Origin of the sequence: uncultured Xanthomonas sp., from assembly GCF_964278005.1 — a bacterium.
In the GTDB taxonomy this organism is placed as follows: Bacteria; Pseudomonadota; Gammaproteobacteria; order Xanthomonadales; family Xanthomonadaceae; genus Xanthomonas_A; species Xanthomonas_A sontii.
In genome coordinates this window covers 490619-514501 of record NZ_CAXYKF010000023.1, presented here as the reverse complement: position 1 = coordinate 514501, position 23883 = coordinate 490619, and the positions used below count along the sequence as shown (strand labels likewise).

The 23883-nt window shown below is 70.5% G+C and carries 17 protein-coding genes; 6 read left to right on the top strand and 11 right to left on the bottom strand.

From position 1 onward, the window contains the following. Positions 1 to 18 precede the first annotated feature (18 nt). Complete coding sequence (locus tag ACHWVH_RS16530; protein ID WP_017911135.1) at positions 19 to 1386, top strand: TolC family outer membrane protein; 1368 nt, start codon at positions 19 to 21, stop codon at positions 1384 to 1386. Between the two features lie 302 nt (positions 1387 to 1688). On the opposite strand, the gene waaA is transcribed toward ACHWVH_RS16530, so the two are convergent. Further along, positions 1689 to 3008 carry a lipid IV(A) 3-deoxy-D-manno-octulosonic acid transferase gene (waaA, locus tag ACHWVH_RS16525; protein ID WP_295928467.1) on the bottom strand — a complete coding sequence of 440 codons (1320 nt, stop codon included), beginning with the start codon at positions 3006 to 3008 and terminating at the stop codon, positions 1689 to 1691. A gap of 103 nt (positions 3009 to 3111) precedes the next feature. Here waaA and ACHWVH_RS16520 point away from each other — a divergent pair, with 103 nt between their 5' ends. Beyond that, positions 3112 to 4053 carry an LpxL/LpxP family Kdo(2)-lipid IV(A) lauroyl/palmitoleoyl acyltransferase gene (locus tag ACHWVH_RS16520; protein WP_394687574.1) on the top strand — a complete coding sequence of 314 codons (942 nt, stop codon included), beginning with the start codon at positions 3112 to 3114 and terminating at the stop codon, positions 4051 to 4053. On the opposite strand, the gene ACHWVH_RS16515 is transcribed toward ACHWVH_RS16520, so the two are convergent. Genes ACHWVH_RS16515 through ACHWVH_RS16505 form a run of 3 tightly spaced genes read right to left on the bottom strand, consistent with a single transcriptional unit; the run spans position 4038 to position 6706 of the window. Next, complete coding sequence (locus ACHWVH_RS16515) at positions 4038 to 5405, bottom strand: O-antigen ligase family protein (RefSeq protein ID WP_394687573.1); 1368 nt, start codon at positions 5403 to 5405, stop codon at positions 4038 to 4040. The two genes, ACHWVH_RS16520 and ACHWVH_RS16515, sit on opposite strands and share 16 nt — an antisense overlap. After that, on the bottom strand, positions 5386 to 6498 hold the full coding sequence (locus tag ACHWVH_RS16510) for a glycosyltransferase (RefSeq protein ID WP_394687572.1): 1113 nt from the start codon (positions 6496 to 6498) through the stop codon (positions 5386 to 5388). Before ACHWVH_RS16510 ends, ACHWVH_RS16515 begins: the two co-directional genes overlap by 20 nt. A 10-nt stretch (positions 6499 to 6508) precedes the next feature. Further along, on the bottom strand, positions 6509 to 6706 hold the full coding sequence (locus tag ACHWVH_RS16505; RefSeq protein WP_010344507.1) for a zinc-finger domain-containing protein: 198 nt from the start codon (positions 6704 to 6706) through the stop codon (positions 6509 to 6511). Between the two features lie 180 nt (positions 6707 to 6886). On the opposite strand from ACHWVH_RS16505, the gene ACHWVH_RS16500 reads away from it, so the two are divergent. Then, a complete protein-coding gene (locus ACHWVH_RS16500; protein ID WP_225851569.1) occupies positions 6887 to 7147 on the top strand; it encodes a helix-turn-helix domain-containing protein in 261 nt (86 codons plus the stop codon). 465 nt (positions 7148 to 7612) lie between these two features. Here ACHWVH_RS16500 and ACHWVH_RS16495 read toward each other — a convergent pair whose 3' ends face one another. After that, on the bottom strand, positions 7613 to 9898 hold the full coding sequence (locus ACHWVH_RS16495) for an NADP-dependent malic enzyme (RefSeq protein ID WP_017910606.1): 2286 nt from the start codon (positions 9896 to 9898) through the stop codon (positions 7613 to 7615). Positions 9899 to 10046: 148 nt separating this feature from the next. Next, a complete protein-coding gene (locus ACHWVH_RS16490) occupies positions 10047 to 11411 on the bottom strand; it encodes a dicarboxylate/amino acid:cation symporter (protein WP_267103575.1) in 1365 nt (454 codons plus the stop codon). Between the two features lie 449 nt (positions 11412 to 11860). Here ACHWVH_RS16490 and ACHWVH_RS16485 point away from each other — a divergent pair, with 449 nt between their 5' ends. Continuing rightward, entirely contained in the window at positions 11861 to 13033 is a 1173-nt protein-coding gene (locus ACHWVH_RS16485) for an OprO/OprP family phosphate-selective porin (protein WP_017917402.1), read from the top strand. A 316-nt stretch (positions 13034 to 13349) separates the two neighbouring features. Continuing rightward, positions 13350 to 15995 (top strand): PAS-domain containing protein, encoded by a 2646-nt coding sequence (locus ACHWVH_RS16480; RefSeq protein ID WP_394687571.1) that lies wholly within the window; start codon positions 13350 to 13352, stop codon positions 15993 to 15995. A gap of 163 nt (positions 15996 to 16158) precedes the next feature. Here ACHWVH_RS16480 and ACHWVH_RS16475 read toward each other — a convergent pair whose 3' ends face one another. Then, positions 16159 to 16509, bottom strand: coding sequence for a DUF5713 family protein (locus ACHWVH_RS16475; RefSeq protein ID WP_010344517.1), 351 nt, complete (start codon positions 16507 to 16509; stop codon positions 16159 to 16161). 94 nt (positions 16510 to 16603) lie between these two features. Continuing rightward, positions 16604 to 17242 (bottom strand): response regulator transcription factor, encoded by a 639-nt coding sequence (locus tag ACHWVH_RS16470; protein ID WP_017910914.1) that lies wholly within the window; start codon positions 17240 to 17242, stop codon positions 16604 to 16606. Positions 17243 to 17525: 283 nt separating this feature from the next. Here ACHWVH_RS16470 and ACHWVH_RS16465 point away from each other — a divergent pair, with 283 nt between their 5' ends. Next, on the top strand, positions 17526 to 20660 hold the full coding sequence (locus ACHWVH_RS16465; protein ID WP_394687570.1) for a two-component regulator propeller domain-containing protein: 3135 nt from the start codon (positions 17526 to 17528) through the stop codon (positions 20658 to 20660). Between the two features lie 19 nt (positions 20661 to 20679). Here the strand turns inward: ACHWVH_RS16465 and ACHWVH_RS16460 are convergent, their stop codons facing one another. The 3 genes from ACHWVH_RS16460 to ACHWVH_RS16450 are packed head-to-tail and all read right to left on the bottom strand — an operon-like array spanning position 20680 to position 23844. Continuing rightward, positions 20680 to 21762, bottom strand: a complete 1083-nt coding sequence (locus ACHWVH_RS16460) for an ABC transporter substrate-binding protein (protein ID WP_394687569.1) — start codon at positions 21760 to 21762, stop codon at positions 20680 to 20682. Next, complete coding sequence (locus ACHWVH_RS16455; RefSeq protein ID WP_394687568.1) at positions 21759 to 23147, bottom strand: sensor histidine kinase N-terminal domain-containing protein; 1389 nt, start codon at positions 23145 to 23147, stop codon at positions 21759 to 21761. The genes ACHWVH_RS16460 and ACHWVH_RS16455 overlap by 4 nt, the downstream gene beginning before the upstream one ends. After that, positions 23140 to 23844, bottom strand: coding sequence for a response regulator (locus ACHWVH_RS16450; RefSeq protein ID WP_394687567.1), 705 nt, complete (start codon positions 23842 to 23844; stop codon positions 23140 to 23142). Before ACHWVH_RS16450 ends, ACHWVH_RS16455 begins: the two co-directional genes overlap by 8 nt. Positions 23845 to 23883: the final 39 nt, after the last annotated feature.

Below are 23883 nucleotides of genomic sequence, written 5' to 3'. Positions count from 1 at the left end.
TCCATCAAGGAAGCCGCAATGATCCGCCGATCCCTCGTCCTGGCGCTGGCCGCCGCGCTGTTTCCGCTGGCCGCCAACGCCACGGACCTGCTGCAAGTCTACGAAATGGCCCGCAACAGCGACCCGCAGTTGGCCTCCGCGGAATCGACCCGGCTGTACGACAAGGAAGGCGAAGTGCAGGCGCGCGCCGCCCTGCTGCCGCAGATCAACGGCAGCGCGTCGCTGCAACGCAACCATAGCGAAGTCGAGCGCGGCGGCGGCGAACTGGCCGGCACCGGCAAGAGCCGCAGCTACGCCGTGCAGGGCCAGCAGACCCTGGTCAACTTCGCCCAGTTCTCCAACCTGCGCGCGCAGAAGGCGCGCAGCCTGGCCGCCGACTACACCCTGGATTCGGCCAACGACGACCTGATCGTGCGCACCTCGGCGGCCTACTTCAACGTGCTGGTGGCGATCGAATCGCTGGTCGCCGCCGAGACCAACGAAGCCGCCGCCAAGAAGCAGTTCGACTATGCCGACAAGCGCCTGGAAGTGGGCCTGGCGCCGATCACCGACGTGCACGAAGCCCGCGCCGAGTACGACCAGGCCCGCGCCGACACGATCAATGCGCGCAACTCGCTGCAGGACCTGTACCAGGCGCTGACCCAGATCACCGGCCAGCCGGTGCGCGACCTGCGCGGCCTGCCGGAGGATTTCCGTCCGCAGCTGCCGGCCACCGGCGGCGACATCGACAGCCTGATCGCCTCGGCGCTGGACAAGAACCCGTCGCTGCGGTCCTATCAGTACCAGGTGCAGGCGGCCGAGGCCAGCGTCTCGGCGGCACGCGCCGGGCACCTGCCGACGCTGAGCCTGTCGGCCAGCGCCGGCCGCGATGCGAACTGGGGCAACAGCGTCTCCGGCAGCGGCAGCACCCCGCGCGCCGACAGCAACACCATCGGCCTGACCTTGAACATCCCGATCTTCGCCGGCGGCGCCACCCAGTCCGGCGTGCGCCAGGCGCTGGCGCAGCGCGACATCGCTCAGGACACCTACGAACTGCAGAAGCGCGCGCTCGACCGCAACACCCGCAACGCCTACCAGACGGTGGTGGCCGGGATCAGCGAGATCGAGGCGCGGCGCCTGGCGGTGGTCTCGGCGCAGGCCGCGTTCGATGCCTCGCAGGTCGGCCTGGAAGTGGGCACCCGCACCGTGCTGGACGTGGTGCAGAACCAGCGCACCCTGTACCAGGCGCAGCTGGCCTACGCGCAGGCGCGCTACAACTTCCTGCAGAACCGTCTGCTGCTGAGCCAGGCGCTCGGCTCGCTGGACGTGGCCGAGGTGCAGTCGATCAACGCGCTGCTGACCCAGAGCGCCGAATCCAAGCTCAACTCCGCCAACAGCACGCAATAAGCGCACGCACACGCGCTTGCCGCCGAAACGGCGGGCCTTCGGGTCCGCCGTTTTTGTTTATGGAGGCGTGGGGCGAATTGCGGCAGCCTCCTGTGGGAGGGACTTCAGTCCCGACGCGCTGCGCGATGGGATGAGAGGGATGGCGAGTGCCATGCGTCGCGACTTGCAGGGCACCTCGAGTAACGACGCATGTCATGCGCAGGAGCCGCAGGAACGGCTTCAGCCGCGACGGGACTTCCCATGAACAGCCCGTCATGGCGATACCCGCTGCGACGGATATGCCCGCGCGCCTCTACGACGCGTCAGTCCTCCACGCCCGCATCGCCCGCCAGCGGCGGCAGGTGCGGCGCGATCAGTTGCAGGGTCCGCTGCAGCGCGCCGCGGCCGTTGGCGACCAGCGCGCAGCCGGCCTCGGCCATCTGCTTGCGCGCCTCCGCGTCGCCCAGCAGGGACTGCAGCGCCGCGCACACGGCGCCGGCATCCTCGCAGATGGCCACCGCGCCGGCTTCGCGCATGCGCCGCGAAATCTCGGAAAAATTATGCAGGTGCGGGCCGGTCACCGACGGCGTGCCGACCGCCGCCGGCTCCAGCAGGTTGTGCCCGCCGATCGGTTGCAAGCTGCCGCCGACGAAGGCCACCTGGGCACACGCATAGAACCCCATCAGCTCGCCCAGCGTATCGATCACGAACACCGCATCCTCGGTGCCCGGCCACTGCTGCTGGCGGCGCGTGGCCACACGCCAGCCCTGGTCGCGCGCCAGCGCCTCGACCTTGGCGAAGCGCTCCGGATGCCGCGGCGCCCACAGCAGCAGCAGGTCCGGCCACTGCCGGCGCAGCTGCCGGTGCATCTCGATCACCGCCGCCTCCTCGCCGTCGTGGGTGCTGGCGGCGATCCACACCGGACGCGCCGCCGGCACGCGCTCGCGGAACGCCGCGACGACCTCCGGCAAGTGCGCAGGCGCGGCGATGTCGAACTTCAGGTTGCCCAACGCGCGCACCTGCTCGGCACGCGCGCCGAGCGCGACGAAGCGCTCGGCATCCTCCTGCGACTGCGCCGCCACGCAGGTGACGGTGCGCAGCGCACGCCCGATCAACGGCCGCAGCAGCCGGTAGCCGCGCAACGAACGCGCCGACAGCCGCGCATTGAGCACGTACACGGGAATGCCGCGGTCGCGGCAGCCGAACAGCATGTTCGGCCACAGTTCGGTTTCCAGGATCAGCGCCAGGCTGGGGCGGAAGTGCTGCAGGAAACGGCCGACGCTGCCGGGCACGTCGTAGGGCAGATACACATGATCGAGCGCATCTCCCCACAGCGCGCGCACCCGCTCCGAACCGGTCGGGGTGATGGTGGTGATCACCCAGCGGATGTCCGGGCGCTGCGCGCGCAGCGCATTGACCACCGGCGCGGCGACGTTGACCTCGCCCACCGAGACCGCATGCAGCCACACCCGCGGCCGCCCGCGCGCCTGCGAATACGAGGCGTAGCGCTCGTCCCAGCGCTGGAAGTACTGGCGCACGCGGAAACCGCGCCAGACCAGGTGATAGACGGTGACCGGCAGCAGCAGATAGAGCACGGCCGAGTACAGGCCGCGCAGCAGCCGCTCGATGAAATCGTTGCGCATCCGGACAGCATAGCCGGTTGCAAGCAGGCGGCGGCAGACGATCGCCACGCGCGCCGCAGCGCACGCCGACGCGGTCATGCGCGCGCCCGGCTAAACTTGGCGCATGTCTGCCGCCCCCACTCCGCCCGCGTCCGCCACCCAGGCCGCACCGCCGCCACGCTCGCCCCGCCACTGGCCCACCTGGCTGCTGCTCGGCCTGGCGGTGATCGCCGCGCGCCTGCCCTGGCTGTTGCAGCGCGCCCTGGGTCGCGGCATCGGCTGGCTGGCGCTGCGCCTGGCCGGCACCCGCCGCCATGCCGCCGAGGTGAACCTGACACTGTGCTTCCCGGAGCAGAGCGAGGCGTGGCGCGCGCGCCTGCTGCGCGACAGCTTCGATGCGCTGGGCGTGGGCGTGTTCGAGTTCGCCCGCGCCTGGTGGGGCGGCATCGGCGCGATCCGCCGGCGCACCCGCATCGAGGGGCTGGAACATCTGCAGGCCTTGCAGGCGCAGGGCCGCGGCGTGCTGCTGGTGTCGGGCCACTTCATGACCCTGGAGATCTGCGGCCGGCTGCTGTGCCAGTACGTGCCGCTGGCCGGCATGTACCGGCGCCACCGCAACCCGGTGTTCGAATGGGCGGTCAAGCGCGGCCGTCTGCGCTACGCCACCGCCATGTTCGCCAACGAGGACCTGCGCGGCAGCGTGCGCCATCTCAAGCGCGGCGGTTTCCTGTGGTACGCGCCGGACCAGGACATGCGCGGCAAGGACACGGTGTTCGTGCCGTTCTTCGGCATGCCCGCGGCCACCATCACCGCCACCCACCAGCTGGCGCGGCTGACCGGCTGCGCGGTGGTGCCGTACTTCCACCGCCGCGAAGGCGCCGACTACGTGCTGCGCATCGCGCCGCCGCTGCAGGACTTCCCGTCGGAGGACATGGTCGCCGACACCGCGCGGGTCAACGCCGCCATCGAGGCGATGGTGCGCGAAGCGCCGGCGCAGTATCTGTGGATCCACCGCCGCTTCAAGCGCCAGCCCGGCGGCCGCAGCGACTTCTACGAGCGCGGCTGAGCGCTCACCGCGGCGTCGGCGCGCTCGCCCGGTTCGGGGTCGTTCGCCAGCAGGGCGCCGGCGTACAGGCCGATCAGCAGCATGGTCAGCCCGCCCCAGAACGACGAATAGAACGCCAGGTGGGTATTGAACGGGAACACCGTGATCAGCAGCGCCTGCATCGCCGGGCGCGCCCGCTCGCGCGCCTGCGCCGAGGCGTAGCGCCAGGCGCGCCACGCCTGCGCGGCACCGGCCAGCCACAGCAGCAGGCCGATCACGCCGGTCTCGGCGAGCACCTCGAGCACGATCTGGTGGGCATGAAACGCCGGCTCGCGCCCCCATTCCCCCGCATGGCTCGGATCCGGGTCGCACCCGACGTAGGCCTCGCGGAAGCCGCGCACGCCGACGCCGTTGATCGGGTGCTGGCGGATCATGCACCAGGCCGCGCTCCAGATCTGCGCACGCCCGGTCAGCGCCGCGTTGAGGTCGGCCGGATGCCCGCTGAGCGCGCGCGCGGTGCGCTCGAAGCGGTCGTGCACCTGCGGCGACACCACGCCGAGCACCCCGGCGCCCAGCAGCGCGGCCACGCCCAGCGCCAGCAGCTTGCGCGCGCCGAGCAGGCGCCAGCCCGACAGCACCAGCAGCACCGCGAAGGTGATCCACGACGCGCGCGATCCCGCCAGCACCAGCACCACGCCGACCGCCCCTGCCGCGATCAGCCAGCCCCAGGCACCGCCGCGGCGCGCGGCCAGCCACAGCAGGAACGGCGACACGCTGGCCAGCACCTGGCCGAACTTCAGGTTGCACGGGCCGAACACGCCGCTGAGGCGATCGGCCAAGGCGATCTCCTGCGGCGTGCACAGGCCGTGGTGGCTGATCGCCCACTTCAGCTGGTCCAGCGACCAGAACAGCGGGCTGGTGCCGCACAACGCCTGCGCCAGCGCATCCACGGTCCAGAGCGCGGCGATCACCGCCAGGCCGTTGAAGGTGGTGCGGCGACCGCGCGGCGTCGCCACCGCCATCGCCACCAGCCACAGGAACGGCAGGAAGCGCAGGTCCACCGCCGATTCGCGCAGCGCCAGCGGCACGTCCACCGCGCCCAGCGCCGACAACGGCTGCGGCAGCCAGTAGGTGAGGAACAGCAGCGTGGTCAGCGCCCAGGCCGGGCCGCTGAGCAGGCGCGCGCCGCCGCGGAAGCGGCTGTGCAGCAGGCGCGCCAGGGTGACCAGGGCGCCCAGCGCCAGCACCCCGGCGGCCAGGCCGGGCGCCGGCCACAGCGCGACGAACACCAGCACCCAGACCGGCGCCCAGCGTTCGCGGACTTCGGGCAACGCAGAAGCGGACAGGGAACCGTCAGGGCCGGAGTTCGTCATAGATCGCCAGGGTGCTGCGCTGCATCGCCTGCAGCGTATAGGGAAGCGTGGCCGGCGGCGCCGGCGGTTGTGCCAGCAGTGCGCGCGCGGCCGCCAGCAGGGCCACGGCGTCGAAGGTCGCCACGGCGCCGGCGGGCTGCAGCTGCGCCAGCAATTCGCCGACCCCGCCATGCGCCCAGCCCAGCACCGGCCGCCCGACCGACAGCGCCTCGACCACGGTGCGACCGAAGGCCTCCGGCTTGCGCGACAGCTGCAGCACCAGGTCGCTGGCGGCGTAGGCGTCGGCGATGCGCGCGGTCGGCGGCGTGAACGCCACCGCGTCGGCCACGCCGAGGGTCGCCGCCTCGGTTTCCAGTTCGCGGATGTAGGCCTCGCGCCCGGCCTCGCGCGCGCCCGGCAGCCACAGCCGCGCGTCGCGTCCCTCGCCGCGCAGCGCCGCCAGCAGGCGCAGCGCGTCGGCGTGGCCCTTCAGGCGGGTGCCGCGCCCCGGCAGCAACAGCAGCGGCCCATCCCCGGCCAACGCCGGCGCCTGGCTGACGGCCCAGGCCCGCGCCTGCGCATCGGGCCAGGGACGGCGCGGGAACTGCGCCGGATCGATGCCGCGCGGCAACACCCGCAGGCGCGCCGGATCGGTCTGCGGATAGTGCTGCAGCACGTAGTCGCGCACGGTCTCGGACACGCAGATGACCCGCTCGCCGCGGGTCATCACCGCGCTGTAGCGGCTCGGCGAGTTGAGCCCGTGCACGGTGGTGACCAGGCGCGGACGCTGCGCCGCCGGCATGCCCTGCAGCGCGCGCCAGCCCAGCCAGGCCGGCAGCCGCGAGCGCGCGTGCACGATGTCGGCGCGCTCGCGCGCGAACAGGCGCCGCAGCGCCGGCACGTGGCGCAGGGTCAGCAAGGACTTGCGGCCGATGTCCAGGGCGATGTGTTCGGCGCCGGTGGCGGCCAGCGCCGGCAGCAGCCGGCCGCCGGCCGACACGACCACGGCGCGATGCCCGGCCTCGACCAGGGCCTGGGCGATTTCCAGGGTGGACCGCTCGACGCCGCCGGACTCCAGCGCCGGCAGCAGCTGCACCACGGTCAGGCGGTGCATCGAACCCGGATCAGTCGACCAGCACGAAGACCGCGCCGCAGTACGGGCACTTGGCTTCCAGGCCCGGCTCGTCCTCGATCGGCAGGTAGACCCGCGGATGCGAGTTCCACAGCGCCATTTCCGGGGTCGGGCAGCTCAGCGGCAGGTCGGCGCGGCGCACCTCGTAGCGCGTCTGGGCATTGGCGGGCGCGGTGGCGGTATGGCTCATGGCGGTGGGGACACGGCAAAAAGGGACAGGCGATTCTAGCAGCCCGTCCCGCCACGGGCGCGGTGCGCGGCGGCGGCCCCAGGCGGTCCTTTCACGCGCCTTTCCGGTTCGCTTGATACGGAACCAACGCACCACTATGCTGGCATCACGCGGCGCCGACATGCCGCTTTGAGGTGTCTCGTGGATATAGGTGTGCGTTTGATGCAGGCGCGGCGAAATGCCGGTTTCACACTGCGCGAGCTTGCCGCCTTGCTGGGCGTGGCGCATAGCACCCTGGGTCATTGGGAGAACAACCGTTCGGTCCCCAATGCCCGGCATTTGCTGAAGATCGCCGAACTTACCGGCGTCGATGCGTATGTGCTGCTGACCGGCAAGCCGTCCAAGCTGAACCAGACCGACAGCGACAGCCTGCCGTTGCCGGTGGGCAAGCGCATGGCCTGAGCGCGGCGCGGCGCCACTGGCGCCGTCCCCGCGCCCGGCTCGACCCCGCGCAGCCCAGGTGCCGGCTGCGCGTGAAGACGCGACTCGCACCGCGACACCTGCTGTCGCCCCGATATGAAACCGCTTCCAGCCCCGCCCTTTCGCTGATCTCGCCGCGATCCGACGCAGCGGTTGCGGCACGCGTGCCGCTGCAGCGCCACTCCCTCACTGCCCCTGACGCAATCGCGGTTGCCTTCCCTGCCAGTCACTCCGTCTGCGGCGACATCGCGCGCTCAGGCACGGCCTCGCGCACGACTCGCACGTGAGGCGCGCGCAGCGCGCGAGCGGATCTCCTGAAGACATGAGGGTGGCAGCCGTGCTGCCAGCCGTGCCGTGTGCGCACGCCCGAAGCGCCGCTTGAGCACATGCAGCCGCACCGGCACCGCAGTCATGCGGGCCGGTGCGGGCTGGAAGCCGCGTGGCGGCTTATTTTTCCGCTTCGAGCTGCTTGCGGATCTGCGCGTCGACCGCGGCGATCGCGGTCATGTTCATCACCCGGCGCGAGGTGGCGCTGGTGGTGAGGATGTGCACCGCCTTGGAAATGCCCATCAGGATCGGGCCGATCGCCACACCGTCGGTGAACACGCGCACCAGGTTGTAGGCGATGTTGGCCGCTTCCAGGTTCGGCAGCACGAACAGGTTGGCGCGGCCCTTCAGCGTGCTGTTGGGCATGATCTGCTTGCGCAGCGCCTCGTCCCACGCGGTATCGCCCTGCATCTCGCCGTCGATGTTGAGCTCGGGCTTGCGCTTGAGCAGCGCCTCGCGCACCTGGCGCATCTTCAGCGCGTCGCGCGAATCGTGGCTGCCGAAATTGGAGTGCGACAGCAATGCGATGTTCGGCTCGATGCCGAACAGCTTCAGGCGATAGGCGGCCTGCAGCGTGGCTTCGACGATCTGCTCCACGCTCGGGTCTTCCTGCACGTGGGTGTCGACGAAGAAGAACGCGCCCTGCTGGTTGATCACACCGGTCATCGCCGAGGTCGAACTGACCCGCGGCTCCAGCGGAATCACGCTGCGCGCATAGCCGAGCTTCTTGTGGAAGCGGCCGACCACGCCGGTGAGCAGCGCATCGGCTTCGCCGCGCGCGACCATCACCGCGGCGATCAGGGTCGGCCGCGAGCGCATCAGTTCCTTGGCCGCGGTGACGGTGACGCCGCGGCGCTCGGTGAGCGCGTGGTAGTACTGCCAGTAGTCGTTGAAGCGCGGATCGTCGTGGATGTTGGTGATCTCGAAATCCACGCCGGCAGTGATGCGCAGGCCCAGGCGCTGGATGCGCGCCTCGATCACGTCCGGGCGGCCGATCAGGATCGGGAACGCCAGGCCCTCGTCGATCACGCTCTGCACCGCGCGCAGCACCACTTCCTCTTCGCCCTCGGCATAGACCACGCGCTGCTTGTCGGCGCGGGCACGGTCGTACACCGGCTTCATCATCAGGCTGGTGCGGTAGACGAACTGGCTGAGCTTGTCGCGGTAGGCGGCCATGTCGGCGATCGGCCGCGTGGCCACGCCCGAATCCATCGCCGCCTGCGCCACCGCCGAGGACAGCTCGACCAGCAGGCGCGGATCCAGCGGCCGCGGAATCAGGTAGTCGGGGCCGAAGCTCGGCGTCTCGCCGCCGTAGGCCGCGCCGAGGTCGGAGGCCTCGCGCCGCGCCATCGCCGCGATCGCCTTGACGCAGGCGATCTTCATTTCCTCGTTGATGCCGGTGGCGCCGACGTCGATGGCGCCACGGAACAGGTAGGGGAAGCACAGCACGTTGTTGATCTGGTTCGGATAGTCCGAACGGCCGGTGCCGATGATCGCGTCCGGACGCACCGCCTTGGCTGCCTCCGGCGTGATCTCCGGATTCGGATTGGCCAGGGCGAAGATCACCGGCTGCGGCGCCATCGTCGCCACCATCTCCGGCTTGAGGATGCCGGCGGCCGACAGGCCGAGGAAGATGTCCGCGCCCTCGACGATCTCGGCCAGGGTGCGCTTGTCGGTATCGCGGGCGTAGCGCGCCTTGTCCGGGTCCAGGTCGGTGCGGCCGGTGTGGATCACGCCGTCGCGGTCCAGGGCCAGGATGTTCTCCGGCTTCAGGCCCAGCGAGACCAGCATGTTGACGCAGGAAATGCCGGCCGCGCCCATGCCGGTGGTGGCCAGCTTGACCTCTTCGATCTTCTTGCCGGTGACCACCAGCGCATTGAGCACGGCCGCGCCGACGATGATCGCGGTACCGTGCTGGTCGTCGTGGAACACCGGGATGTTCATGCGCTCGCGCAGCTTGCGCTCGACGATGAAGCACTCCGGTGCCTTGATGTCTTCCAGGTTGATGCCACCGAAGGTCGGCTCGAGGCTGGCGATGATGTCGACCAGCTTGTCCGGATCGTTCTCGTTGATCTCGATGTCGAACACGTCGATGCCGGCGAACTTCTGGAACAGCACGCCCTTGCCTTCCATCACCGGCTTGGATGCCAGCGGGCCGATGTTGCCCAGGCCCAGCACCGCGGTGCCGTTGCTGATCACCGCCACCAGGTTGCCGCGCGCGGTCAGTTCGCTGGCCTGTTTCGGATCGGCGACGATGGCCTCGCAGGCGAAGGCGACGCCCGGCGAATAGGCCAGGGAGAGATCGCGCTGGGTCAGCATGGGCTTGGTCGCGGAGACCTTGATCTTGCCCGGCGGCTGCTGGCGGTGATAGTCGAGGGCGGCCTGTTTGAAATCGTCGTTTGACATCGAGGGCTTCTTTTGTCGAAAGGCGCGGAGGCCCGGAATTCTACCCCCAGCCGCAGGAGCGGTCCTGTCTGGCGGCTGTCGCCACGGCCTTGGGGGCAGGAAAAAAGCAACGCGCCGGCAAGGCCGGCGCGTCGTGTGATGCAAGGGATCAGCGCGTGGCGAGCGGTTCGGCCGCCACCGCCGGCAGCGGCACGGCCTCGCCATCCAGCGCCAGGCGCAGGCGGTCGCGATCCAGCGCATTCTCCCAGCGCGAGACCACCACGGTGGCCACCGCATTGCCCATGAAGTTGGTCAGCGAGCGGCACTCGCTCATGAAGCGGTCCACGCCCAGGATCAACGCCATGCCGGCGACCGGCACTTCCGGCACCACCGCCAGCGTCGCCGCCAGGGTGATGAAGCCGGCGCCGGTCACACCGGCCGCGCCCTTGGAGCTGAGCATCGCCACCAGCAGCAGCGTGATCTGATGGCCCAGAGTGAGTTCGGTGTTGGTGGCCTGCGCAATGAACAGCGCCGCGAGCGTCATGTAGATGTTGGTGCCGTCGAGGTTGAACGAGTAACCGGTGGGCACCACCAGGCCGACCACCGACTTCTCGCACCCGGCGCGCTCCATCTTCTCCATCAGCGACGGCAGCGCCGATTCGGACGAGGACGTGCCCAGCACCAGCAACAGTTCCGTCTTGAGGTAGCGGATCAGCTTGAAGATCGAGAAGCCGCACAGATAGGCGACGGCGCCGAGGATCACCACCACGAACAGCAGCGAGGTGACGTAAAACGAACCGACCAGCCAGGCCAACTGCACCAGCGAGTGCAGGCCGTGCTCGCCGATGGTGTAGGCGATCGCGCCCAGCGCGCCGATCGGCGCGGCCTTCATCAGGATGTGCACCAGCTTGAACACCGGCGCGATCAACGCCTCCAGGACGTTCAGGACCGGCTTGCCGCGCTCGCCGACCATGGCCAGCGACACGCCGAACAGCACGGCGACGAACAGCACCTGCAGCACGTTGGTCCCGACCAGCTTGCCGTTGACCACCTGGTCGCCGGTGAACGCACCGATCAGCGAATTGGGGATGATGTCCATCAGGAAGCCGACCAGGGTCAGGTCGTGCGACTTCTGCACGTAGCTGGCGACCTTGCTCTGGTCCAGCGTGGCCAGGTTGACGTCCATGCCCGCGCCGGGCTGCACCACGTGCGCGACGATCATCCCCACCACCAGCGCCAGGGTGGAGAAGAACAGGAAGTACACCATCGCCTTGCCGAACACCCGGCCCACCGTCTTCAGGTGCGTCATGCCGGCGATGCCGGTGACGATGGTCAGGAAGATCACCGGCGCGATGATCATCTTCACCAGCTTGATGAAGGCATCGGCCAGCGGCTTGAGCTGCGTGGCGAACTGCGGCTCCAGATGGCCGAGCACGGCACCGATGACGATGGCCACCAGCACCTGGACGTAGGTATGCCGGTAGAACGGCACCGGCCGCGGCGCAGGGCTGGCCGGGGAAGTTGAGATATGCATCGAAGGCGCTCCGGGACGGTCCGCCCACCCGACGCGGGTCGCGGAATGCTGCCTTTGTACGCGTCGCCAGCGTCTAAGCAGATAACCTATTGGTACTAGGCCCGGCGCCGCGCCGTGTCGACGCGGTTACAGTGGCGCGGCAGGCTCACGGAAGGGCTAACGCAACGCCGCACGCAGACGCCGCCCCTCGCGGCCGATGGCGGCGTGGCCGCCATCGCAGCGCACGTCTTCAGGGGGAGACGGCGCCGCAGGACTGCAACATCGCCGTAAAGAACGGCCGGGCGCGTCCGCTATTGCATGCAGGGGGCATCACGTCCGGCACCGCGTCCGCATCGCAGCGGCCTCGCCGTTCGCGTGCGGTCCACCGCCGCACTGCCCGCGCCATCCATGGCACCACCAGCCCGGCCGGGGACTGCCGCGCCTTCATTCCTTACCGAGACGACTCCATCATGCGCCACACTCTCCTCTTCGCTGCGCTGGGCCTGACCGCCGCCGCTCCCGCCGTCGCCGCCAACGGTTTCGACGACTGGCCGACCAAGGTCGCCTTCAACGACGGCACCGAACTGGCCGTGACCGGCAACTACGCCTACGACTGGAACAACTTCTCCAACGACGACGGTCGCCTGGAGGACGACAATGCGTTCCGGCGCAAGGAGTTCGGCGCGACGCTGAAGAAGAAGGGCGTGTACGACGCGATGGTGTACTTCGACTTCCAGTCCAAGCTGTGGCTGGACGTGTTCTTCCGCTTCGAGACCAAGGCCCTGTTCGGCGCCGACTACGGCAAGGTGCGCCTGGGCTACATCAAGGTGCCGGTGGGCCTGGAAGGCGTGACCAGCTCGCGCGCGGACAGCTTCATGGAAGTGGCGCTGCCGGTGCAGGCCATCTACCAGGGCCGCCGTACCGGCGTGGAGTGGACCTTCGAGCGTCCGCAATACCTGCTGCAGGCCGGCGCCTACGGCGGCAAGGACCTGCAGGGCGACAACCCCGGCACCACCCAGGCGGTGCGCGGCGTGTGGACCCCGTTCAAGGCCGACGGCGACGTGCTGCACCTGGGCCTGGCGTACTCGCAGGAGAATCCGCGCGGCTACCACAACGGCCTGGACGTGAGCTTCAGCCCGCGCGCGCGCTTCCGTGCGCGTCCGGAAGCCGGCCTGACCGACGTGCGTCTGATCGATTCGGGCACGCTGGTCGACGTCGACCAGGTGCGCCGCACCGGCCTGGAAGCGATCTGGATCAAGGGACCGTTCTCGATGCAGGGCGAGGCGCTGCGCGCCGACGTGACCCGCGACAACGGCCGCCCCGACTACACCGCCGACGGCCAGTACGTGTTCGCCAGCTACGTGCTGACCGGCGAATCGCGGCCGTACAGCGCCGGCAACGTCGGCAACATCAAGCCGGCCAACGCCTACGGCGCGGTCGAGCTGCTGGCGCGCTACAGCCGCCTGGACCTGGACGACGGCACGGTGCTCGGCGGCCGCCAGCACGACTGGACCTTCGGCGCCAACTGGTACCTGACCAGCCACTTCAAGTTCCAGGTCAACTACGTGCGCGCCGATGCCGAACGCGCCGGCGTGCACGTCAAGCCGAACTCGCTGGACGTCCGCGCCCAGGTCCAGTTCTGAGCCAGCGCACGCCGGCCGATCCGAGGCGATCGGCCGGCGTGCACCCCGCTGCGCCAGCCGCAAAGGCTGCGCAGCGAGCCGCAGGAGGGGCGTCGGCGATGCCAAGGCCCCTTGGGTGATGCGGCCTCGGCGCCCACAGCGTGTTTGCGGCACATCCGCAAGACGACACCGGCGACGTTCCCTGATGCGATCGCCGTTGCACCTGCCGGCGGTTTCGGTTCGTTGGCGGTCCGCGACGCCCGCCATCTCCGCCGCATGCCGCAAACGGCAGCGCACCCTCTAAGCTGATGCGGTCCCGGTCGCCGCGTTCTTCCGCATGCCCTCGCTCCTGCGCCATCGTCGCCTGATCCTGCTGCTGGTCGTCATCGTCGGCGGCATGGTGCTGGCGATGCTGTCGGCGCAGCACGTCGCCGAACAGCGCGCATTGCGCGCAGAGAGCGTGCAACTGCGGCAACAGCTGGAGCTGTATGCGCAGACGCTGCAGCAGCGCATCGACCGCTACCGTACCCTGCCGCAGGTGCTGGCGCTGGATCCGGAACTGCGCGACGCCCTGACCCATCCGCTGGACGCAGCCACCCAGCAGCAGTTGAACCTGAAGCTGGAGCGCGCCAACGACGTCACCCGCTCCTCGACCCTGACCCTGATCGACGCCAACGGCGTGGCCCTGGCCGCCAGCAACTGGCGCCTGGCCAGCAGCAACGTCGGCGCCGACTACAGCTTCCGCCCGTATGTGAAGCAGGCATTGGCGCAGGGCAAGGGCCGCTTCTACGGCATCGGCATGACCACCGGCGTGCCCGGCTACTTCCTCTCGCAGGCGATCCTCGACGCACGCGGGCGCCCGCTCGGGGTGATCGTGATCAAGATCGAACTGGCTGCACTGGAGCACGAATGGCTGCGCGTGCCCGACGTAGTGCTGGTCAGCGACGGCCATGGCGTGGTGTTCCTGTCCAGCCGCGACGTCTGGCGCTATCGCCAGTTGCAACCGCTCAGCGCGCACGAGCGCGACGAATTGCTGGCCACCCGCCAGTACGCGCAGCAGACGCTGCTGCCGGCGCGACGGCGGGTGCTGGAGACGCTGGACGACGGCGGCCAGGTGATGCGCATCGACATGCCCGCACAACCCACTCCACTGCTGTGGCAGAGCATGGCGCTGCCGGAAGGCGGCTGGCGCCTGCACCTGCTGCACGACGTCGGCGGCAGCCGCGCGGCCGGCCGCGCCGCCGCGCTGGCCGCGGCCGGCATCTGGCTGGCGCTGTCGTTCCTGGGCCTGCTGTTCCAGCAGCGCCAGCGCCTGGCGCGGCTGCGCCAGCGCAGCCGGCGCGAACTGGAGGCGTTGCTGCAGCAGCATGCGCAGGAGCTGCGCACCGCCCAGGACGGTATCGTGCAGGCCGCGCAGCAGGCCGACACCGGCCTCAGCCGCAGCCTGGAGCACCTGCCGCAGGGCGTGGTGATCATCGATGCGCAACTGCGCCTGGTGGCGTGGAATTCACGCTATCTGGAGATCTTCCGCTTCCCGCCGGAACTGATCCGGGTCGGGCGCCCGATCGAGGATGTGTTCCGCTACAACGCACGCCGCGGCCTGCTCGGCCCCGGCCCGGTGGAAGCGGCGATCCAGCGCCGCCTGGACCACCTGCGCAGCGGCCGTCCGCACATGCGCGAGAGCGAGAAGGACGACGGCACGGTGCTGGAGATCCGCGGCAATCCGCTGCCCGACGGCGGTTTCGTCACCAGCTACGCCGACATCACCAGCTACAAGAACGCCGCGCGCGAACTGCGCTCGCTGGCCGACGCGCTGGAGCATCGCGTCGCCGAACGCACCCACGACCTGGCCGAGGCCAAGCGCGAGGCCGAGAACGCCAACCGCTACAAGACCCGCTTCGTGGCCTCGGCGGTGCACGACCTGCTGCAGCCGCTCAACGCCGCGCGCATGTTCGTCTCGGCGCTGCGCGGCAAGTTGCACGAGGCCGATGCGCGGCAGATCGCCGACCATGTCGACAACGCGCTGGCGGCGCAGGACGCGATCCTCAACAGCCTGCTGGACATCTCGCGACTGGAAGCGGGCACGTTGAAGACCCAGGTGCAGGACCTGGCGCTGGACCCGCTGCTGCAGACCCTGGCACGCGAGTTCGGCATCGTCGCCGAAGGCCGTGGGCTGCGCCTGGACTACGTACCGACCCGCGCCACCGTGCGCAGCGACGCGACCCTGCTGCGGCGCATCCTGCAGAACTTCCTCTCCAACGCGGTGCGCTACACCCCGCGCGGACGGGTGCTGCTGGGTTGCCGGCGCGACGGTGCGCAGTTGCGCATCGAAGTGCACGATCAGGGACCGGGTATTCCCGACGCCCTGCAGCAGGAGATCTTCGAGGAATTCCGCCGACTTGGCGACGGCGTCGCCAACGACCGCGGCGCCGGCCTCGGCCTGGCGATCGTGGAGCGCATCGGCCGCCTGCTCGGCCATCGTATCGGCCTGCGCTCGCAGTTGGGCCGCGGCAGCGTGTTCTCGGTGACCGTGCCGCTGGGCGATGCCGCCGCGGCGCAACGCCAGATGCCGGCGGCGATGGCCAGCGACACCGGCGACGACCCGATCCTGCATGGCTGCCGGGTCTGGTGCATCGACGACGACCCGCGCGTCTGCGAGGCCAGCCGGACCCTGCTGACGCGCTGGGCCTGCCAGGTGGAACTGGCCGCCGGCCCGGACCAGGCGCTGGCCGCAGCGCAGCCGGCACAGGCGCCGGAACTGGTATTGCTGGACGTGCGCATGGGCGACTGCCACGGCCCGACCCTGTTCGCGCAGCTGTGCGCAGGCTGGCAGGCCGAGCCGCGGGTGATCCTGGTCACCGCCGAAGCCGATCCGGCGCTGCGCACCCTGGCGCAGGAACGCGGCTGGGGCTTCCTGGCCAAACCGGTCCGCGCGCCAGCCCTGCGCGCACTGATGACGCAGATGTTGCTGCGACGTGGGTGAGGCGTGTGAGCGGTTTATCAGGCTTGGGGAATGTGGATCTTTGGCCGCCGTACCCTCATCCGCCCCTGCGGGGCACCTTCTCCCGAAGGGAGAAGGAAAGCGCTTAGCCCCTCTCCCGCCGGGAGAGGGGTTGGGGTGAGGGTACGGGCGCGCAGCGATGCCTCTACCACTCGCGCGGCGCGATCAGTTCCTCGACGTCGGCGTCTTCGAAACCATAGGCCTTGGCGATGTGCAGGAAATCCACGCCGATGTTCTCGCTTGCGGCGGTCTCGATCTCGCTGTCGTGGGCCTCGAACTCCAACGCCAGCTTGTTGAACTCTTCGGTGGCGGCATGGGTGAGCCGGTACAGCGCCGGCAGGTCCGCCGGTGCCTGCGCCTCGATCGCCTCGCACAACCGCAGCAGGATCTTCTGTCCCTTGCCGACCAGCGACGGGGGGAAGTAGTCGTCGTCCAGCATCTCCTGCAGGAACGGATAGTGGGCGGTCTGCTCGTTGCGGAGGGTCGTGGTGGGCATGGTCCGGTGGTCTCCGCCCGCGGGGGGCGCGGGCATCGGCGCATAGCATCGCGTATCCGGGCGCCGCAGAAAACGCCCCCCGCCGGCGCCCGGTTCAGGCCTCGCCTTCCGGCTCCAGCGCCTTCACCAGCACCGCGGCCTGGGTGCGGCTGTGGCATTCGAGCTTCTTCAGGATCGCGGTCACGTGGACCTTGACGGTGTTCTCGGCCAGGCCCAGTTCGTAGGCGATCTGCTTGTTGAGCAGACCATCGGCCAGGCACAGCAGCACCCGGAACTGCTGCGGGGTCAGTTGCGCCAGGCGCGCCGCCAACTGCGCGTCGGCCTCCGACCGCGCCGCGGTCAGCGGTGGGAACCAGGTGCCGCCGTCGAGCACCGCCGCCACCGCAATGCCGATGGTCTCGGCCGGCGAGGACTTGGGAATGAAGCCGGCCGCGCCGAACTGCTGCGCGCGGCGGATCACCCGCGGATGGTCGTTGGAGGAAATCACCACCACCGGCACGTCCGGGCGCTCGCCGCGCACGTGCAGCAGGGCCGAGAAGCCGCGCGCGCCGGGCATGGCCAGATCCAGCAGGATCAGGTCGGCGTCGGCCTGCGCGGCCAGCGCGGCGTCCAGGGTGCCAGCGCTGGCCGCCTCCACCACCAGGGCGCGCGGCAAGGCCTGGCGCAACGCGTGCAGCACGGCGGCGCGGAACAGCGGGTGGTCGTCGGCGACCAGGATCGTCGGGGCATCCATGGGCGTGAAGGCGGCTGGCATGACGCTGCAACGCGGCGTCGGGTGGGCGCGGACAACGCGCAGGACCCGCAGTGTACGTGCGTGGCCGCTGGATGCCGAGTGCGCGAGACCCGATCGGGCGGCGGCGGGTTGCCCGAGACCGGCGTGCCGGGTGCCTGCGGAGAAACTCGTGCAGGACGCCGCGCACAACACCGCCACGCCGCGCATTGGCGCTCCGCAGCGCGCAGCAAGGCGTCCTCGGCCGCGCATTCAAGGCCGGCCCCACCATGGCCGATAACACGGCGTGATCGTCTCGTTCTCCAATCTGCTGGGCCGCCTGCCGCTGGCCGCGTCCTGCCTCATCGTGTGCCTGGCGCTCGCGCCGGACGTGTCCGCGGCCGCCACCGCAAGCGACGACGACCTGCCCAGCAGCCTGGAGCACTTCGGCCTGGACGAGGGCCTGTCGCAGCTGTCGATCAACGCCCTGCAGAGCGACGACCAGGGCTTCCTGTGGGTCGGCACGCAGGAAGGCCTGAACCGCTTCGACGGGCATCTGTTCCGCGCCTACCGGCGCGAACTCGGCAGCGACAGCCGGCAGAGCCTGCTCAGCAGCAGCATCGACAGCATCGGCTTCGAGCCGCGCGGCACCCGCCTGTGGCTGGGCACCAACGACGCCGGCCTGGAAGTGATCGAGCTGGCCACCTGGCAACACCACCGTCTCGACGCGAAGCAGGGCCTGTCGCACAACCGCGTCACCCAGATCCTGATCGATCCGCAGGGCGGCGCATGGCTGGGCACCGAACGCGGCATGGACCGGGTCGAGGCCGACCTGCAGCGGGCGCGCCCGCTGGGCGGCGATGCGCCGGTGGTGGGCCTGACCTGGATGCCGGACGGCAAGCAACCAGTGGCACTGGACCGGCAATGCCGGCTGTGGCGGCTGGGCCGCGACGCGCGCGAGGAACTGCCGGCACCGCGCGGCATCGACGAATGCGTAGGCCTGCAGTCCGGCCCGGAAGGGCTGTGGCTGGCGTCGGCGAGCGGCGGCCTGTTCCAGCTCGATGCGCAGGGCGCGGTGCTGGCGCACTGGACGCCAGCGCAGTTGGCCACCGGCGGCAGCGACCTCAGCGCGCTGATCCGGCTGCACGACGGCCGCGTACTGGTCGGCACCACCAATGCCACGGTGACGCAACTGGACAGCGCGCAGCATGCGCCGCAGCGGCTGAGCTTCGACATGCCGCCCAACAGCGCCATCATCCGTTTCTACCAGGCGCCCGACGGCACTTGGTGGATCGGCACCTACACCGGCGGGCTGTACCGGGTGCGTCCGTTGTCGGCGGTGATCCGCAACGACGAGGAGCGCGTCAGCGACACCCATGCGTGGCCCAGCAGCAGCGTGCGCAGCATCTGGCGCGACGGCGAGCGCATGCTGATCGGCACCGACCAGGGCCTGCTGCTGCGCGACAGCAGCCGTGCCGCCTGGCAGCTGGTGCCCGGGCTGGCCAGCCAAGCGATCCGCAGCATCGCCGCCGACCGCGACGGCTGGTGGCTGGGCACGCGCCAGGGGCTGTGGCGCCTGGACCGCAACGGCACAGTGCGGCGCCTGGGCGGGCTGGCCGACGAGCACGTCAACGATCTGCTGCTGGAAGGCGACACGCTATGGGTGGCCACCCGCCGCGGCCTGACCCGCGTGGTCGATGGGCGCGTGCGCAACGATCCGCGCTGGGCACCCCTGAGCGGGCACACCCTGACCCGGGTCTACCGCGACAGCGAAGACACGCTGTGGATCGGCTGCAACGACTGCGGCGTGTGGCGCATGCGCAGCGGCCGTCCCGCCGAGCCCTACCGCCCGCGCGGCAGCACCCTGTACCCGTCGGTGTGGTCGCTGTACGAACACGACGGCGTGCTGTGGGTGGGCACCTTCTCCGGCGGGCTGTACGGCATCGACCTCAAGCGCGACGTGGCGCTGCGCTACAGCGACCGCGAGGGGCTCAGCAGCAACGTCATCTACACGATCCTGCCGGATCCGCAGGGGCGGCTGTGGCTCAGCACCAACAACGGCCTGAGCGTGCTGGATCCGCGCACGCGCATCGTGCAGAGCCTGGGCCGCCGCGACGGCCTGCAGAACCAGGAGTACAACAGCGGCCGCGGCTACCGCGACGCGCACGGCCTGCTGTATTTCGGCGGCACCCAGGGCGTGGACGTGATCGATCCCACGCGCCTGCCGCTGCGTAGCCCGCAGGCGCGCGCAGTACTCACCGACCTGCGCATCCTCAATGCCGGCGAGGACCGCGACGGCAGCGAGAACCAGACCGAGAGCGACGTGGTCTACGCGCAGCGCATTGCCCTGGACCATCGCGACAACGTGTTCACCATCGGCATGACCGCGATCGACTTCGCCGCCCCGGGCACCGCGCGCCTGCGCTACCGCGTCGACGGGTTGCAGAAGGGCTGGGTATACCCGCAGACCGCGCACAGCGACTTCTCGGTCAGCCACCTGCCACCGGACCGCTACACGCTGGTGGTGGAAGCGGCCGGGCGCGACGGCCAGTTCGGTGGCGCGCGGCGGCTGCAGATCGAGGTGCTGCCGCCGCCGTGGCGGCATCCGCTGGCCTACGCCGGCTACGTCGTGCTGGGCCTGGCGCTGCTCGGCCTGGCGCTGCAGCGGGTGCGGCACACGGTCAACCGCGAGCGCGACATGGTGGAACTGCTCAACCTGACCGTGGCCGAGCGCACCCGCCAGCTCGAACGCGCCAACCAGCAGTTGCTGCAGAGCAATGCGCGCCTGCAGGCGGCCACACGCCTGGATCCGCTGACCCAGGTCGCCAACCGCCGCGAGCTGCAGGACTGGCTGGCGCGCGAATGCCCGGCCCTGCTGGCGGCGCTGGACGAAGGCGGCAGTGCCGATGCGCTGTACTTCTTCATGATCGACGTGGACAACTTCAAGCGCATCAACGACGACTACGGCCACCAGGCCGGCGACGCCGCGCTGGTGCACTGCGCCGATCGCCTGCGCGGACTGTGCGGCGAACGCGACCTGCTGGTGCGCTGGGGCGGCGAGGAGTTCCTGCTGGTCACCCGCCTGCCGCGCGAAGACGTCGCCAGCGACCTGGCCGAACGCCTGCGTGCGGCGGTGGCGACGCAGCGCTTCGCGCTGACCGAGCGCGAACTGACCCTGACCTGCTCCATCGGCTTCGCGCCGTGGCCGTTCGTCGCCGCGTGGCCGGCGCTGGGCGACTGGGAACAGAGCGTGGGCCTGGCCGACCGTTGCCTCTACGCCGCCAAGGGCGCCGGCAAGGACGCCTGGGTGGGACTGGCGCCGGGCGCGGCGCCGGACCGGCCGCGCCTGCACGCGCTGCTGGCCGGCGGCGCACCGGAAGAACTGGGCGACAGCGTACGCGTGCTGTGTTCGCCCGGGCGCCAGCCGCGCTTCGCGCGCTGAGCGACGCCGGCGCGGCGGCTCAGCGCGGCGGCGCCTGCTGCATGCTGCTGCGCCAGGCGTCCAGGAACTGACGTCGCTTCAGCGCATCCAGGTACACCAGCAACCCGGGCCCGAGCGCGATCGGGCGGAACGCCGACGCAGCGGCCGGCCCGCCCTGCGCCGCCACGCCCGGCTGCGGCAGAATCGGCTGCAGCCGCGCCTCGCGCGACAGCCCCTGCTGCCCGCGCGGCGACAGCAGGTAATCCAGGAAACGACGCGCCTCGGCCGCGTGCGGGCTGTCGCGTGGGATCACCGCGGTGCGCAGCGCGACCAGGGTGTAGTCCTCCGGCTGCACGATCGCCAGCGGCGCGCCGGCATCGATGCGCGCCTGCGCGTACGAACCCAGCACGTTGTAGGCCAGCAGCAGGTCGCCGCGCGCGACCTTGTCCAGCAACACGCCGGTGCGTTCTTCCAGCACCACCTGGTTGTCGCCCATCGCCGCCAGCAACGCGCCGGCCATGCTGCCGAGCTGGCTGTCCTGGGTCGCGAACAGGTAGCCCACGCCGCTGCGCTCCACGTCGTAGGTGCCGATACGCCCACGCAGCGGCGAGCCCGGCGCGCGCAGCAGTTCCAGCAGCCGGCGGCGGGTGCCCGGCACCTGCGCGGCCGGCAGCCGCGCGGTGTTGTAGACGATCGCCACCGGCTCGTAGCTGATGCCGAAGACCTCGTGCCGCCACTGCGCCCACGCCGGCAGCGCCTCGGTCTGCGGCGAGCGGTGCGCCAGTGCGTGACCGTCGTTCACCAGCTTGGTCTGCAGATCCATGCTGGCGCTGATCAGCAGATCGGCGCAGCGCGGGCCAGGGACTGGATGCAGGTAGCGCCGGTAGATATCGCCGGCGATCACGTCCTGGTACACCACCTCGGTGTGCGGATGCAGGCGCTGGTAGTCGCCGATCACCGCGGCGAACACCTCGATGTCGGTCGAACCTTGGATGCACAGTTGCGCGGTGGCCGTGCCCTGCGCCGGGAAGCGGCGCACGTCGCCGGGCGCGGCCAGCGCGGCATTGGCAAGCAGCGCGGTCAGCAGCAGCGGCAGACCGCGCAGCAGTGCGGGCAGGATCATGGATGCAACCTCGGCAGGTGCAGGCTGGCGATCAGACCGCCGCCCACGCGATTGGACAGGTCGATGCGCCCGCCATGGGCCTCGACCACGCGCTTGACGATCGCCAGGCCCAGCCCGGCGCCGCCGGCGGCCGCACCCTCGCCGCGCACGAAACGTTCGAACACGCGTTCGGCTTCGGCGGCGGCGATGCCCGGGCCATGGTCGGCCACGGTCACCACGCAATCGCGCGCGCTGCAGGTCAGCGCCACCTGCAGCGGGCCATCGCCGCCGTACTTGCAGGCATTGTCGATCAGATTCTTGATCGCCTCGCGCAACAGCAGCGCATCGCCGCGCACCAGCGCCGGTTCGCTGGCGACGGCCAGTTGCACGCGTGGCCGCGGCGCGGCCTGCGGCACGGCCTCGTGCAGCGCCTGGTGCAACACCTCGGCCAGGTCGACGCTGGCGTAGCGCTGCAGGTTCGAACGGTGGATCACGCTGGCGTCGCTGAGCAACTGGTTGAGCAGGCGGCTCATGTGCGTGGCATTGCGCTCGATCGCCTCCAGGCTGCGACGCATCTCGTGCGGGTCGTCCTCGTCCAGCGCCAGTTGCGCCTGCGCACGCAGCGCCGCCAGCGGCGTGCGCATCTGGTGCGCGGCCTCGGCCATGAACGCACGCAGGGTCTCGTTGCTGCCGGCCAGGCGCGCCATGAAGCGGTTCAGCGCCGCCACCATCTGCTGCATCTCCTGCGGCGCCGTCGCGGCCACCGGCTTCAGTTCGGACGGTTCGCGCCGCGACAGTTCGCGCTCCAGCGTGCGCAGCGGCCGCAGCGCACGCGATACGCCCAGCCACACCAGCGCCAAGGCCAGCAGCGACAACAGCGCGATCGCCACCAGCGCATGCAGCACCACGTCCTGCGCCAGCGCCTCGCGGGCGCGCCGGGTCTGCCCCACCTGCACCCACACCTGGTCCTGCGCCGCCGCCGAGGACACCCGCCGCGACACCACCGCGAAGCGCACCGGCTCGCCGCTGTAGACCGCATCGAACAAGCGCGGCGGCGCGCTCGCGCGCGGCAGCGACGGCGCCGCCGGCAGGTCGTCGTAGCCGGTGATGGTGCGCCCGCGCGCATCGAACACGCGGTAGAACACCCGGTCCTCCGGCGCCATCGCCAGCAGGTCCAGCGCCGCATACGGCAGGTCCACCTGCCACTGGCCGCCGGCCAGCGCCACCGAATCGACGATGGACAGCGCCGAGGACACCAGCAGGTGGTCGTAGGAACGGTTGGCGGCACGCTGGCCGTAATCGCGGGCGACGAAGAACAGCGCCACCGCGCCGAGCAGCGACAGCGCGCCCAGGGAACGCAGCAGCGTGCGCCGGATCGATGGCGCCGGCGGCGCGGCCTCAGCCATCGGCGTCCGCTGCCGCCTGGTCCGGCGGCGACGCGGCCGCCTCCAGCTTGTAGCCGACGCCGCGCACGGTGACGATGCGCAGCGGCGCGGCGGCCAGCTTCTTGCGCAAGCGCCCGACGTACAGTTCGATCGCGTTCGGCCCGGCCTCGTCGTCGAAGCCGAACAGGCCGTTGCCGATCTCGTCCTTGCCCACCACCTGGCCGAGCCGGCCGATCAGGATCTCCAGCAGCCGATACTCGCGGTTGGGCAGTTCGATCGGCGTGCCGTCCAGGCTGACGCTGTGCGCGGCGTTGTCGAAGGCGAAACCGCCGAGCTGCACCACCTCGCTGGCCTGGCCGCGATTGCGCCGCAGCAACACCCGGCAGCGCGCCTCGAACTCGCGAAAGTCGAACGGCTTGCCCAGGTAATCGTCGGCACCCACGTCCAGCGCCTGCACCCGATCCTCGATGCCGTCGCGTGCGGTCAGCATCAGCACCGGCGTGGTATCGCCGCGCTCGCGCAGACCGGCCAGCACCCGCAGCCCATCCAGCCCGGGCAGGCCGATGTCCAGCACCACCAGATCGAAGCGCTGGTAGCGCAGCACCCCGGCCGCACTCAGCCCATCGCGCTGCCAATCCACCGCATGCCCGCTGCGGCGCATGCGCCGCACGATCGCATCGGCGAGATCGGCGTTGTCTTCTACCAGGAGCAGGCGCATTGGAGGCCGGGAATGGTGAATCGGGAATGGGGAATGGAA

What these genes read in the sequence shown, in the direction of transcription:
- ACHWVH_RS16480 (WP_394687571.1), top strand. Translation starts at nt 13,350, where the DNA reads ATGCCCTCGCTCCTGCGCCATCGTCGCCTGATCCTGCTGCTGGTCGTC.
- ACHWVH_RS16490 (WP_267103575.1), bottom strand. Translation starts at nt 11,411, where the DNA reads ATGCATATCTCAACTTCCCCGGCCAGCCCTGCGCCGCGGCCGGTGCCG.
- ACHWVH_RS16530 (WP_017911135.1), top strand. Translation starts at nt 19, where the DNA reads ATGATCCGCCGATCCCTCGTCCTGGCGCTGGCCGCCGCGCTGTTTCCG.
- ACHWVH_RS16485 (WP_017917402.1), top strand. Translation starts at nt 11,861, where the DNA reads ATGCGCCACACTCTCCTCTTCGCTGCGCTGGGCCTGACCGCCGCCGCT.
- ACHWVH_RS16460 (WP_394687569.1), bottom strand. Translation starts at nt 21,762, where the DNA reads ATGATCCTGCCCGCACTGCTGCGCGGTCTGCCGCTGCTGCTGACCGCG.
- ACHWVH_RS16510 (WP_394687572.1), bottom strand. Translation starts at nt 6,498, where the DNA reads ATGCACCGCCTGACCGTGGTGCAGCTGCTGCCGGCGCTGGAGTCCGGC.
- ACHWVH_RS16495 (WP_017910606.1), bottom strand. Translation starts at nt 9,898, where the DNA reads ATGTCAAACGACGATTTCAAACAGGCCGCCCTCGACTATCACCGCCAG.
- ACHWVH_RS16475 (WP_010344517.1), bottom strand. Translation starts at nt 16,509, where the DNA reads ATGCCCACCACGACCCTCCGCAACGAGCAGACCGCCCACTATCCGTTC.
- ACHWVH_RS16455 (WP_394687568.1), bottom strand. Translation starts at nt 23,147, where the DNA reads ATGGCTGAGGCCGCGCCGCCGGCGCCATCGATCCGGCGCACGCTGCTG.
- ACHWVH_RS16520 (WP_394687574.1), top strand. Translation starts at nt 3,112, where the DNA reads ATGTCTGCCGCCCCCACTCCGCCCGCGTCCGCCACCCAGGCCGCACCG.
- ACHWVH_RS16515 (WP_394687573.1), bottom strand. Translation starts at nt 5,405, where the DNA reads ATGACGAACTCCGGCCCTGACGGTTCCCTGTCCGCTTCTGCGTTGCCC.
- ACHWVH_RS16505 (WP_010344507.1), bottom strand. Translation starts at nt 6,706, where the DNA reads ATGAGCCATACCGCCACCGCGCCCGCCAATGCCCAGACGCGCTACGAG.
- ACHWVH_RS16470 (WP_017910914.1), bottom strand. Translation starts at nt 17,242, where the DNA reads ATGGATGCCCCGACGATCCTGGTCGCCGACGACCACCCGCTGTTCCGC.
- waaA (WP_295928467.1), bottom strand. Translation starts at nt 3,008, where the DNA reads ATGCGCAACGATTTCATCGAGCGGCTGCTGCGCGGCCTGTACTCGGCC.
- ACHWVH_RS16450 (WP_394687567.1), bottom strand. Translation starts at nt 23,844, where the DNA reads ATGCGCCTGCTCCTGGTAGAAGACAACGCCGATCTCGCCGATGCGATC.